12 protein-coding genes are annotated in these 12,595 nt (G+C 34.3%); all 12 read right to left on the bottom strand.

Going from position 1 to position 12,595, the window contains the following annotated elements; translation table 11 throughout:
• Window positions 1-9: 9 nt before the first annotated feature.
• The 12 genes from gap to recF all read right to left on the bottom strand — a co-directional run bounded on the left by gap (window position 10) and on the right by recF (window position 12,465).
• On the bottom strand, window positions 10-1,014 hold the full coding sequence (gene gap, locus H4V97_RS06265) for a type I glyceraldehyde-3-phosphate dehydrogenase (protein ID WP_196850117.1): 1,005 nt from the start codon (window positions 1,012-1,014) through the stop codon (window positions 10-12).
• A 79-nt stretch (window positions 1,015-1,093) separates the two neighbouring features.
• Window positions 1,094-1,963: a lipoyl synthase gene (gene lipA / locus H4V97_RS06260; RefSeq protein WP_209549212.1), complete on the bottom strand. Its 870-nt coding sequence runs from the start codon at window positions 1,961-1,963 to the stop codon at window positions 1,094-1,096.
• A 454-nt stretch (window positions 1,964-2,417) separates the two neighbouring features.
• Complete coding sequence (locus H4V97_RS06255; RefSeq protein ID WP_209549211.1) at window positions 2,418-3,242, bottom strand: energy transducer TonB; 825 nt, start codon at window positions 3,240-3,242, stop codon at window positions 2,418-2,420.
• Window positions 3,243-3,452: 210 nt separating this feature from the next.
• Window positions 3,453-4,004 carry an RNA polymerase sigma factor gene (locus H4V97_RS06250; protein ID WP_121341089.1) on the bottom strand — a complete coding sequence of 184 codons (552 nt, stop codon included), beginning with the start codon at window positions 4,002-4,004 and terminating at the stop codon, window positions 3,453-3,455.
• The gene (locus H4V97_RS06245) at window positions 3,995-5,101 is read right to left on the bottom strand and encodes a glycosyltransferase (protein WP_209549210.1); all 1,107 of its coding nucleotides are present in this window, start codon (window positions 5,099-5,101) and stop codon (window positions 3,995-3,997) included. Before H4V97_RS06245 ends, H4V97_RS06250 begins: the two co-directional genes overlap by 10 nt.
• A gap of 99 nt (window positions 5,102-5,200) precedes the next feature.
• Window positions 5,201-5,815: an FMN-binding negative transcriptional regulator gene (locus H4V97_RS06240; protein WP_209549209.1), complete on the bottom strand. Its 615-nt coding sequence runs from the start codon at window positions 5,813-5,815 to the stop codon at window positions 5,201-5,203.
• A gap of 127 nt (window positions 5,816-5,942) precedes the next feature.
• Window positions 5,943-6,956: a UDP-N-acetylmuramate dehydrogenase gene (gene murB, locus H4V97_RS06235; RefSeq protein WP_209549208.1), complete on the bottom strand. Its 1,014-nt coding sequence runs from the start codon at window positions 6,954-6,956 to the stop codon at window positions 5,943-5,945.
• A gap of 42 nt (window positions 6,957-6,998) precedes the next feature.
• A complete protein-coding gene (gene asnB, locus H4V97_RS06230; protein WP_209549207.1) occupies window positions 6,999-8,846 on the bottom strand; it encodes an asparagine synthase (glutamine-hydrolyzing) in 1,848 nt (615 codons plus the stop codon).
• Between the two features lie 2 nt (window positions 8,847-8,848).
• Window positions 8,849-9,916, bottom strand: coding sequence for a glycosyltransferase (locus H4V97_RS06225; RefSeq protein ID WP_209549206.1), 1,068 nt, complete (start codon window positions 9,914-9,916; stop codon window positions 8,849-8,851).
• Between the two features lie 9 nt (window positions 9,917-9,925).
• On the bottom strand, window positions 9,926-10,600 hold the full coding sequence (locus tag H4V97_RS06220) for a DUF2461 domain-containing protein (protein WP_196850125.1): 675 nt from the start codon (window positions 10,598-10,600) through the stop codon (window positions 9,926-9,928).
• A 7-nt stretch (window positions 10,601-10,607) separates the two neighbouring features.
• Complete coding sequence (locus H4V97_RS06215; RefSeq protein ID WP_196850126.1) at window positions 10,608-11,306, bottom strand: thioredoxin domain-containing protein; 699 nt, start codon at window positions 11,304-11,306, stop codon at window positions 10,608-10,610.
• Window positions 11,307-11,385: 79 nt separating this feature from the next.
• Window positions 11,386-12,465, bottom strand: a complete 1,080-nt coding sequence (gene recF / locus H4V97_RS06210; protein ID WP_196850127.1) for a DNA replication/repair protein RecF — start codon at window positions 12,463-12,465, stop codon at window positions 11,386-11,388.
• Window positions 12,466-12,595: the final 130 nt, after the last annotated feature.

Here is a 12,595-nt window from a genome sequence, read left to right as displayed (position 1 = left end):
TGAATTGTTTTATTTTTTATTTTTACTTTCTACCAAAAGAATTAAATCAATTATTCTGGATGAATATCCTATTTCATTATCATACCAGCCAACTACTTTTACCATTTTATCAATAACGGAGGTCAGTTGTGCGTCAAACAAACAAGAATTTCTATTACCAATAATATCCACGGAAACGATTGGATCTTCTGTGTAATCGAGAATTCCTTTTAAATTAGTTTGTGCCGCAACCTTGAAAGCGGCATTTATTTCTTCTATAGTAACCGCTCGTTTTACATTGAACGTTATATCCGTCAAAGAACCATCTGGAACGGGAACTCTAATACCACAACCACCTATTTTCCCCTGCAATGTAGGAAAAATTTTTGTTAATGCTTTAGCCGCTCCAGTTGTTGTAGGAACTATAGACTGACTAGCACCACGAGCCCTACGCAAATCCTTGTGCGGTTGGTCATGTAAGCTCTGGTCAGTCGTGTAAGAATGAATGGTAGTGATATATGCTTGTTCAATACCGCAAAGTTCATCAATAACTTTCATCATTGGTGCGGCATTATTTGTAGTACAACTTGCATTAGAAACAATGGTTTCAGTGCCGTCAAGACTATTTTCATTCACACCCAGAACAACAGTTTTTATAGAGTCTACTTCAGAAGGTGCGGAAAGAATGACTTTTTTTGCACCAGCTAGAATATGAGCATTTAGATCATCAAAAGTCTTGTACTTACCGGTCGATTCCACTACGTAATCAATGTCTAAACTTTTCCAATCCAAGTTTGAAATCTTTTTTTCATGAAAAAACAAAAAATGGTTTCCATCTATAATAAATCCTTTTTCATCGACAGTTACCGCATGAGGCAAAACCCCGTGAATACTGTCATATTTCACTAAATGGGCCATTGTTTTGGTGTCAGCAATATCATTTATGGCAATTACTTCAATATCGGGATGGTTTAAAAGCAGGCGAAATAAATTTCTTCCAATTCTTCCAAAACCATTAATGGCAATTCTAATCATAAGTCTTAAAGTCTTAAAATCCTAAAGTCCTAAAGTCAATATGTCAAGCCTTTCGACTTTCTGACTTTAAGACATTCGACTATAATATGTGTTTTTGAGCTTTGTAAGAAGAGCGAACTAATGGGCCGCTTTCTACATGACGAAAACCCAATTCCAACCCAAATTTCTCATATATCTCAAATTGATCTGGCGTTATAAATTCTTTTACAGGCAAATGTTTTTTACTGGGTTGCAAGTATTGACCTATCGTTACAATATCGACATTAGCTTCACGCAAATCTCTCATCGTTTGAAAAACTTCCTCTTCTTTTTCGCCAAGTCCAAGCATAATTCCAGATTTAGTTCTGCGAATACCTTTCTCTTTCAAGTATCTCAAAACTTCTAAACTTCGGTCATATTTTGCCTGAATACGTACTTCACGAGTCAGCCTGCGAACGGTTTCTACATTATGCGAAACTACTTCGGGATTGGCTTCTATAATTCGATCAATATTTCTTTCGATACCTTGAAAATCAGGAATCAAAGTTTCCAAAGTAGTGTTGGGATTCATTCTACGAATAGCTTTAACGGTTTCAATCCAAATAATGGAACCACCATCTTTCAAATCATCTCTATCCACGCTGGTAACTACAGCATGTTTAATATTCATGATTTTTATAGAACGTGCCACTTTTTCTGGCTCATCCCAGTCTACGGTTTCAGGCCTTCCGGTTTTTACACCACAAAAACCACAAGAACGCGTACACACATTTCCTAAAATCATAAACGTTGCCGTTCCTTCTCCCCAGCATTCGCCCATATTTGGACAGCTTCCTGAGGTACAAATCGTATTAAGACTATATTTATCAACTAAGCCACGAAGCTCTGTATATTTTTGGCCAATTGGGAGTTTTACCTTCAACCATTTCGGTTTTCCTATCGGTAAAGTATTTTCTAAAACAGTTTCCATATATCAATTTTCAAAGCGCAAAGATAATGAATGTAGTCTATTTGTGGATTCGTTTATATGTTTATTTGAAGCAAGAGCTATTAAAGCATGAGGAGCAGATTTTTTTGAATATTTTAATTAATAGTTGTCCTGCTTTCGCCTTTATCTCTTCGTCCCGAAGCTTCGGGACTACGAGGATATCGGCTCTATCAGGGCTAGATTAGTACTTTTTGTTGTATTTAGATAAAATTTAAAAAAGTTAGATGTGATATTCAAAAAAAGCTTCAAAATTAAATGAAGCTTTTGATTTTTTAAATAAATTTTGTTCTTTATCCTTTACAAACAGAAAGAATGTTTTTAAATTTCACGTTCAAAATTCAAAAGTCCAAGTTGATTATTCGACCTTATTTTAAATTTTGAACAAAGAACAAAGAATTTTGAATTTTGAAGTTTTCAGGATATTTACAAAATCCAATTAATTCATCTGTACCGTAATGGGCAAGTTGTAGGCAGTTCGGACCGCTTTTGAACCAACCATTCCCGGAGACCATTTTGTTCGCAACGATTTCAATACTCGAATGGCTTCTTTACCTAAACCGTAACCTGGATCATTTTTCACCTGAATATCCGTCATGGCACCATCTTTTTCAATGACAAACGATACATAAACACGAATGACGTTTACGCCTTCGATTTCTGGTTTTTCAAAATTATTTCCAACATACGAGTAAAATTTATTGATGCCTCCTGGAAATTCTGGAAGTTTGTCAAGCGCAACACTGGCCACGACAGTATCTCCCGGATCGCCAGCACTTGCATTTTCTGTTGCCGTTCCCGCTGCAGAGGTTGCATTTATTCCCACGACTGCTGTACCATCGGTAATTGCGCTTGCTGTACTTGTGTTTTGTGTATTTTTTATAATTTCTGGACTAGCTTGTGATGCTTCAACAATAATTGGATTGACAAGTTGTTTGCTTTCAATTGGTATTGCTGTATTTGCCGTTTTAACTTCAGGAAGAATCGGCTTGTCTATTTTCTTAATTTCATTTGGTGCTATTTCGATTATTTCAATCGGTGTCATAAATTCGGGAATAGGAATTGTGATCCTGTTGTCTGGATAAAAATGATTAATAACAAGAGGAATACTCAATGCGGAAGCTAATAATAATAGTCCCATAAAAAGTGCAAATAGGGATGTTTTAGTGCTTTCCTGACGTAATTTATACGCTCCATATTCTTTGTTTCTGTGCTCGAAAACAAGGTTTAACCAGCTGGTTTCGTAGATGCTTAATTTTGACATGGTTTATGGATTTAATGGTTAAGTAGCATTTAAATCATAAGCAATGGGTGTTTTATTTAACAACGTAAATAACAGGAATTTTAGTATATAAAGTGCAAAATTTTTTAGTTTAATTGTTTAGGCGTCTAACTGTTGAATCGTTTTAACCTAATAAGCGAATAACGGATTAACCAAATAAACGATTAACCAAATAACCGTTAACCTATTAAACTATCTTTTATTCTGAATAATTTCTGCCAATAGTTTCTTGGCGCGAAGCAGTTTGATCTTTACATTACTCAAAGGTTCGTCAATTTTATTGGCGATTTCCTGATAACTCATTTCCTGAAAATAGCGAAGTTGAATTACTTCCTGATAATGCGGTTTTAATTCTTTGATGAATTGTAGTAACTGTGAAAGGTTTTGCTCTGTAATCAATTCATCTTCTGCCGATGGAGTCGTATCAGCAATATTGTAGGCTTGCTGGTCTTGTTCATCTGTAATTTCGACAAAAAGACTCGATTTCTTTTTTCGCAATAAATCGATGTGAACGTTTTTTGCAATAGCAATAAGCCAAGTATTAAACTGAAATTCCGAATTATAAGTGGCTATTTTGTCAAAGGCTTTGGAAAACGTCTCGATAGTAATATCTTCGGCATTGGTTTCATTTTCAGTGCGTTTAAGCATGAAACCATACACTTCATTCCAATAATAATCCAATAGAAAAGTGAAGGCAACTTGGTCACCTTGTTTTGCTTTTTCTATTTGTTTGTTTATTTCCAATGTACCGGTTTTGAGAATGTATTTGTTATAAAGATATTAATTTGCGTGACTATAAGTACTAATTCGATTATTGGATACCAATATACCACATCTTTTTCTTTTAATTTCCCGGCCGAAAATCCAATAACAATCCAAGATACTAAATAACGTAAACCAAATAAACTTAGTACTATTATCCATTGAAACTGAAAGGCCAGTAATAGTATCGTAAGTAAAATAAAAAGTAGTTGCGAACAATAGAAAACGCCTAATTGAAATTTATCGAATTTCTTGTAATAGTTTGCTGTAGCAATATGTCTTCTTTTTTGTATAATCCAGTCTTTGTAAGTCGTTTTTGGTTTAGAATAAGTGAAACTTTCGGGTGTATAGGAAACGGCTGTGTTTCTCGCATTTGCGACTTGATTAATGAACAAATCATCATCACCGGAACGAACTTGCATGTGCTCAATAAAACCATTGGCACTGAAAAACTCTTCTTTTTTATACGCTAGGTTTCTACCCACGCCCATATATGGATGACCTATTTTTGCCCAAGAAAAATATTGAATGGCGGTGAGCAAAGTTTCAAAACGAATGATTTTATTCAAAAAAGAATTAGCTACTTTTTCATATTTACCATAACCCAAAACAATTGTTTTTTGCATCGTAAATTGAGAGCTCATCGCTGTAATCCATTCTTTTGATGTTGGATAGCAGTCGGCATCAGTGAATAATAAATATTCTTTTTTTGCAGCTTTGATTCCTAAAGTCAATGCGTATTTTTTGTTGCCCCAAAAGGCTTCGTTGTTTTGCACTTTCACCAAACGTACATTTGGATATTGTTTTTCAAAACCTTCAAAAAGAGCCAATGTATCGTCGCTCGAAGCATCGTCAATTAAGACAATTTCAAAATCAGGATAATTTTGTTCAGCTAGTAACGGAATAAAATTTGTTACGTTTTCTTCTTCGTTTTTGGCACAAACAATAACCGATATCGGAATTCTTTTGGGTGTTATCTTTTGCGCTTTTGCGAAAGAAAATTTTCCAAAAATAACCAAGTAATACAAAATCTGAACGGCAACAATAAAAATAAAAAAGTAAAGAATAATAATAAGCATCTGAGTTTAGTGAGTTTTTAGTCCCGAAATTTCGAGAGAGCGCAAAGGTATGAATACAATTATGAATTTTTAATCATAAACTGTGAATTTTGAAAGAATTTATCGGGGGCATTTCTTCATTTCATTTGCGACAGCAATGGACTGATTTATGTTGGTTTTTTCCAACTCAGAAATGATATTTTGATAGTTTTTATCATCACGATTTTGAGACATTTTTTTTGTGGCTTGAATCTCATCAATTTCGATTTCAAAAGCGACAATTCCGCGACTTTGCATCATCGTTTTCTGGGATAAATCTTCTATGCGAACCGGGTTTTCCGAATTCTGTTCGTATTTATCGACTAGTTTTTTCAGCGATTCGATTACTGCATCGCCTTCAATAATTTTTATTCTTCCGTAAACATGAACCGCAATATAATTCCATGTTGGGACATTTTCGTGATCGTACCACGAAGGAGAGATGTAAGAATGTGGTCCCGAAAAAACGGCTAATATTTGGTCGTTTTCCGTGAAACCTTGCCATTGCGGATTTTCTTTAGATATATGTCCTTCTAAAATTGTTTTACCTTCTTTATTCGTTTGCAGTTCTAACGGAATGTGAGTCGCCCACAATTTTCCATTAGTTTGATTGATTAGAATGCCAAAACTATTTTGTTTCAAGAAAGCAGTTATGTCTTCTTGATTTTCGTTTTTGTAAATATCTGGGATGTACATGGTGATTTGTGATTTTGGATTAACGAATTTTAAAATACTATTTTGGTATGCACACTCTCAGATCTGCAATCTATATTACGGCTTTTACTGCAGCTGAACATTACGACCGAATACTGAATACTGAAACCTATATCACATTTACTTCGGCTTCAATATGAATTCCAAAAGTCTTAAAAATAGTCTCCTGAATATTCTTTGAAACATTCAAAATCTCTTGTCCCGTTGCATTGCCGTAATTGACTAAAACCAATGCTTGATTTTTATGTATTCCGGCATCACCAAAACGTTTTCCTTTGAAACCGGCTTGTTCGATCAACCAGCCAGCGGGAACTTTTACTTCCGTTGGGGAAACATCATAATATTTCATTTCTGGAAATTGTTGATGAATTTTTTCGAAATCAGATTTTAAGAGAATAGGGTTTTTAAAGAAACTACCGCTATTTCCCAGTTCTTTTGGATCGGGTAATTTGCTTTTACGAATTGCTATCACCGCATTGCTCACGTCCTTTAAACTTGGATTTGTGATGTGGTTTTTTGCCAATTCAGCTGTAATGTCGCCGTAAGAAATATTGATCTTATGATTGCGTTTTGTCAATTTGAAAACAACAGAAGTAATAACATATTGATTTTTCGCCTCGTTTTTGAACACACTTTCTCTGTAACCAAAATGACAATCGTCTTTCACGACGGTTTTAATTTCTTGAGTTTCTATATTCATTGCTTCGCAGGAAACAAAAGTATCTTTGATTTCAGTACCATAAGCACCGATGTTTTGAACGGGAGTGGTACCCACATTTCCGGGAATTAAAGACATGTTTTCCATTCCGCCAAAATTTTGGTCGATTGTCCAAAGAACCAATTCATGCCAGTTTTCTCCAGCTTGACTTTCGACCCAGACAAAATCATCATTTTCTTTGATAATTTTTTTTCCTTTCAAATCAATATGAATAACCAGTGCGTCAATGTCCTGTGTCAAAAGCATATTGCTTCCGCCACCCAAAATAAATTTTTTCTGTGCTTTGTTTTCTTCTAAAATATGTTTCAATTCGTCAATAGAATGAACGGCGACGAACTGTTTTGCTTTGGCTTCAATGCCAAATGTATTGTATTTTTTTAAAGAGAAATTATATTGTATTTCCATGAAAGAGTTAGCTTTTGTGAATCCTAAATTCAAAAGTAAGGATTAAAATTTATTTGCGTAAGATTTCATCCAGATATGCATCATGAAGAGCGGCATAATATAAGGAGTCATAGTAACATCCCCTTTTTGTAAATTCTGAACCATTTTTTTAATATTTATATTTTCAAAATAGGGATTTTGAAACAGCTCACTTTTCGAAAAAGATTCTAATTCTTCCTTAAAGGCAGGGCTATTTGTAATATAATCACCCCAAGGAGCGCTTAGACCTACTTTTCTAAATTTTAGAATTTCATCTGGTAAACGTTCTTTCATAGCTGATTTGAGAATGAATTTCCATTTCTTGCCCGCAAATAACCATTTGTCCTCTAATGAGCCCAAGCCAATGACTAATCTTGGATCTAAAAATGGTTCTCGGCATTCAATGGATGCACCCATTGTGCAGCGGTCATTTCTGTCCAGCAGCGAACATAAGTAAGTATGTTGATCAAAATACAGCGCTTGTCTTCTTAAATTATCCGGGTATAAAGATTTTGCTTCTTTATAAATTTGTTTTCTGTATTCATTTTTTGGAAGTGTGTTAATTCCATAAATTTCCTCAATATCTTTTGGATAAATATTAGAGCCATTAAACATCACCAGTTCTGATTTTTTACTAATTTGCGCATAACGCGTTAACTTTTCATAACGAGGCTTATTTGTAAATAGGTCCAAATTACCAATTGTTGCAATTGAATTCAACAATGATGGATATTGTAAAGCTTTATATCTCACATAGCCACCCATTAATTCATCAGCACCTTCACCGGAAAGTAACACTTTTACTGATGGTTTTGCCATTTGTGAAACCGCTAAAAGATGTGGTTCGCTCAAATGCATAATAGGTTCATCCTGAAAATAAGTGGCGCTTAACAATTTATCGTAGAGATTTTTATCTTCTAATTGCATCGTGTGAAAACCATAATCAAATTTCTCAGCCATCATTTTGGCTAAGTGTGATTCGTTATGTTCCTTTTCTTTAAAACCAATATTAAAAGTTTGAATGTCTTTGTAATTTTGATGATATAATGAAGCCAAAATGGAGGAAGAATCCAGTCCGCCGCTTAATAAAACACCAACAGGAACGTCACTTACCATTCTTAATTTTATGGAATCATCAAATGTTTCACGAAACCATTCAACTGGATTTTTTATTTCAGGCTGATTCTGTATTTCCTTTTTTAGATTCCACCATTTTTCAGTCGTGACTTTTCCACCTTCGTGAATGGTCTTTATATGTCCAGGCAATACTTTTTTTACGTTTTCGTATAAAGTATTTTCGCCGGCAACAAATCGATTAAATATATATTCTTCTAATCCGTCTTGTGCCATCTTGAGAGGCACTCCGGCTGTAAATAGTGCTTTTTGCTCCGATGCAAAATAGAAGGTTTCATTGTAAAATGAATAATACAAAGGTTTAACACCCATTCGATCCCGCACAACAGTAAGCTTTTTTTCTAATTTATCCCAGATTGCAAAGGCAAACATTCCGTTAAGACGGCTGAGCATTTTTAAACCATGTAATTGAAATAACTTTAACAAAACTTCAGTATCCGAAGTAGTTCTGATATCAAATCCGTTACTTATTAATTCGGGATAGAAGTCCTTAAAGTTATAAATTTCACCATTATAAACGAGTGCGTATCTGCCATCATCGGAAAGAAAAGGTTGGTGTCCGGCAGTGGAAACATCAAGAATTGAAAGTCTTCGGTGTCCTAGTCCAATATTATTTTCAATAAATAATCCTTTGTCATCAGGTCCGCGATGCTCCAGCGAATCACGCATCTTTATCAGAATGCGTTCGTCCACTTTTTTTTGTGATTGTAAATGCAAGATTCCATTAATTCCACACATAGTTACTTGGGGCTGTTTGTGTTGATTAATTGGTGGTATTTATCAGCAATAATTTTCATGTTTGTATTGTAATTGGCATTTTCTTCCACAAATTTCCTGTTTTTCAGAACAGCTTTATTTCTATGTTCACTATTTTCAAATGACCATACTAATTCTTCAGCGAGTATTTTGAAATCATCAACGGGAATCAATAGACCGTTTTCTCGGTGGGTAATCCAACTTTGATTTCCTATTATATCGGTTACAACTGGATAACAATTGCAGGCCATTGCTTCAAATAAAGAGGCTGAAACTCCTTCTGTTATTGGCATGCTGATATAAATATTAGATTGTTGTAATAATTTTGGTAATTCTGTATTTGGAATTCTTCCCGTGAAATGGACTTTCTCTTCTATATTTAATTTTTTTGCTAATTCTTTTAAGTATTGAAGTTGAGTTCCATCTCCAATAATAGTGAGTAGGAAATCTATCCCTTTTTCTTTTAAAATAGCAAAAGACTTTAGAATAATCTCATGACGGTATTCCGGCAATAAAGAGCGGGTTACAATGGCGCAAATTTTTTCGGGATCAGAATTATTTTTATTTTCGAATTTTGCCAAATCTATTCCTTTTGGTAATACCAAAACTTTATTCATATCTACATTGGCTTTCCGCATCGAAATTGTCATTGCGGGGCCCCAAGCGTGGATCAAATCTGCTTTTTGAAAGGCATAATGTTGAATAAGCCTTTTTAATGGTAATGAAATGGAATTTTCAGGCCACAAATCGGTTCTGCCTTGTTGCGCTATTGCGACAGGTTTAACTCCGGATAAGGCAGCAAGAAATCCATAACTGGTGGTTCTTTCGGCAATTACCATATCTGGTTGATGCAATTTGATAACCTTCTTTATTTTAAAATAAGCTAATTCAATTTCGAAAACCCTTAAAATTCGGTTATGAATACAATTATTTGGCATTTTTAATTCCCAAGTGATAATTTCAAAATCGCCAAATTCTTTCAGACCATTCATCCATGTGATGGCATCCGCTCTGTAGGATTCCCCTAGAAAAAGTATTTTCTTTTTTGTCATCGGTATAAATTATTCATCAGAAGTTAGCGCCCTATTGATAAAATCATTTAGCGGTTTTAACGCAATGAGTTTTTTACTCATTACTGCGACAAAATCTTTTTTTGTTATTTCCGAAATATCAATTCTTTGAGAGGATTCAAAACTTTTCAGTTTGAGAAATTCAATAGCTGGATGTTCTTTTTCGTATCCTCGCGGTGGGTTTTTTAATGTATTTTTTTCATTTCGATCAAAATCTTTAAACTCTTTTTTGAAATTTTTCTCGTCGAGAATTGCTTCTAAATCATCGTGGAAATAGGCAATTTCTTTGCGCATTTTTTTCAAATCTTCTGCTTCGGGACAATATAATCCACCAGCAATAAAACTGGCTCCTTTTTCTAAATGAAGATAATAACCTGAGCGATTGACGCCTTTTGCTCCCGAAGAAAGCCAAACGCCCAGATGCGATTTATAAGGAGTTTTGTCCTTTGAAAACCGAATGTCGCGATTGATTCTGAAAGTACAATTTTTGACTTCAAGCATTTCTAGCGAGGGATCCAATGGCTTCATAGCATCAAGTAAATCGCCAACTAATTGTTGATAATCTTTTTTGAAAGCTTCGTATCTTTTTTTATTGTCCAAAAACCAATCTCTATTGTTGTTGGCTTTTAAATCATCCAGAAATTGTAACGTGTCTTTTGAAAGCATCTAAAAATTATTGTAGTTGTTTTTTTAACTCTTCTTCACTAATAAAACCGGAATGTTTCCATTTCACTTCCTTATTTTCATATAATAATAAAGCAGGAAGTTCACTGATTTTCAATTTGGTCATCATGGTTTTATTCTCGTCTGCATTCAGTCTGACTATAGTAACTTTATCTGCTAAATCTTTTTGCATTTGTAAAAGATAGGGAGCCATTTTTTTACATGGAGCGCACCACTCTGCATAAAAATCAATCAACACTTTCTTATCGGTGTTTATTAAGTCGCCATATTGCTGAGGACTCATCCCGATAATTTTATCATTAGGTTTAGACAATCCTGCCGCATCCCATTTTAGCATTCCACCTTGTAATTCATAAATAGAAGTAAAGCCCAATTCATCTAGTTTTGCAACTGCTGGTTTGCTTCTTCCTCCACTCTTACAATAGACAAAAACTGGTTTTGTTTTATCAAAAGTAGTCGCTTTGACATCGAAATCATTCCCATTCCAATTTACGTTAGCGGCATTATTAATATGTCCGGAGGAATATTCTTCTGGAGTTCGAACATCAAGGATTTGTGCATTGTTAGTTGTTGCAATTTTTTCAGCAAATGCTGCAGGTTCAATAGTTTTTACATTTTTGGAAGTTTGTCCGTTACACGATAGAACAAAAAATGATATAATCAGCAGTAATATTGGACGAAATTTCATTGGCAGTACGGTTTAAATTTGTGTAGGCTAAAGTAGGTAATTTTTCAATTTTCGAATCGTATAAACTCTTAAATTAAAGTTATAAGTTGAAGATTTTATAGCTCTGATGTGTTGATTTTACAATAGTTTCAGTTCGTTCTGGGTGTGTATCTGAAATAAATAGCTGTCCAAAGGTATCGCTATTGACCATTTCAATGATTTTAGCCACTCTGCTTTCGTCTAATTTGTCGAATATGTCATCGAAAAGCAAAATAGGTTTTACCCCACTTTGTTTTTTTAAAAATTCAAATTGTGCTAGTTTTAAAGCAATCAAAAACGATTTTTGTTGGCCTTGTGAACCAAATTTTTTGATAGGATGATTGTCTATTTCAAATGATAAATCGTCTTTATGAGTTCCTACGCTTGTGTAATGTAAAGCCCGGTCTTTATTGATGTTTTCCTGTAAAAGTGTCAATAAATCATTATCGAATAAATGACTTTCATATACTAATTGCACCGTTTCTTGTGAACCAGTTATCGCCTGATGATGCACATTGAAAATTGGGATGAACTCGTCTATAAATTCTTTTCTTTTTTCGAAAATATATTTTCCAAAACTAGTAAGCTGCTCATTATATATGGAAAGCGTATCGTTTTCAAAAACATGATTTAGGGCAAAATATTTCAGTAGTGCATTGCGTTGACTCATCACTTTTTGGTATTGAATGAGTTGTTGCAAATAATGGGAATCCAATTGCGAAATAACGCTGTCCATAAACTTTCGTCTCGTTTCGCTGCCTTCCACGATCAAATCCCTATCAGCAGGTGAAATAATCACTAAAGGGATGAAACCTATATGATCTGAAAATTTGTCATAGGCTTTACCATTGCGTTTTAATATCTTTTTTTGTCCTTTTTTTATACTGCAAACGATTTGTTCGTTTCTTTCGTTTTTTTCAAATTCAGCATCAATTACAAAGAACTCTTCACCGTGCTTGATATTTTGTATCGCTAATGGATTGAAATAGCTTTTTCCATAAGCTAAATGGTAGATTGCATCGAGCACATTAGTCTTTCCGATGCCGTTTTTACCTACAAAACAATTTATTTTGGCATCAAATTCGAAATTTGCCTCTGAAAAATTCTTATAATTGAATAGTGAAATCTTTTTTAAATGCATCTCTAAGGCTTGCTGATATTGAGAACGTTGATGTTTTTCAACTTGTTTTTTAAAGTTGGTGCAAATTATTGAAAAATATCGATAAAAATGGCTTTTCCATTTTTTCTATGGAAATTATTTTGGCTTTGGA

Source organism: Flavobacterium sp. CG_23.5 (assembly GCF_017875765.1).
In the GTDB taxonomy this organism is placed as follows: Bacteria; Bacteroidota; Bacteroidia; order Flavobacteriales; family Flavobacteriaceae; genus Flavobacterium.
The sequence above is the reverse complement of the archived record's forward strand: the minus strand, read 5'-3'. Positions and strand labels throughout refer to the sequence as shown.

What these genes read in the sequence shown, in the direction of transcription:
- asnB (WP_209549207.1), bottom strand. Translation starts at nt 8,846, where the DNA reads ATGTGTGGAATTAATGGAATCTTGCATTTACAATCACAAAAAAAAGTG.
- lipA (WP_209549212.1), bottom strand. Translation starts at nt 1,963, where the DNA reads ATGGAAACTGTTTTAGAAAATACTTTACCGATAGGAAAACCGAAATGG.
- H4V97_RS06220 (WP_196850125.1), bottom strand. Translation starts at nt 10,600, where the DNA reads ATGCTTTCAAAAGACACGTTACAATTTCTGGATGATTTAAAAGCCAAC.
- murB (WP_209549208.1), bottom strand. Translation starts at nt 6,956, where the DNA reads ATGGAAATACAATATAATTTCTCTTTAAAAAAATACAATACATTTGGC.
- H4V97_RS06255 (WP_209549211.1), bottom strand. Translation starts at nt 3,242, where the DNA reads ATGTCAAAATTAAGCATCTACGAAACCAGCTGGTTAAACCTTGTTTTC.
- recF (WP_196850127.1), bottom strand. Translation starts at nt 12,465, where the DNA reads ATGCATTTAAAAAAGATTTCACTATTCAATTATAAGAATTTTTCAGAG.
- H4V97_RS06215 (WP_196850126.1), bottom strand. Translation starts at nt 11,306, where the DNA reads ATGAAATTTCGTCCAATATTACTGCTGATTATATCATTTTTTGTTCTA.
- H4V97_RS06240 (WP_209549209.1), bottom strand. Translation starts at nt 5,815, where the DNA reads ATGTACATCCCAGATATTTACAAAAACGAAAATCAAGAAGACATAACT.
- gap (WP_196850117.1), bottom strand. Translation starts at nt 1,014, where the DNA reads ATGATTAGAATTGCCATTAATGGTTTTGGAAGAATTGGAAGAAATTTA.
- H4V97_RS06245 (WP_209549210.1), bottom strand. Translation starts at nt 5,101, where the DNA reads ATGCTTATTATTATTCTTTACTTTTTTATTTTTATTGTTGCCGTTCAG.
- H4V97_RS06225 (WP_209549206.1), bottom strand. Translation starts at nt 9,916, where the DNA reads ATGACAAAAAAGAAAATACTTTTTCTAGGGGAATCCTACAGAGCGGAT.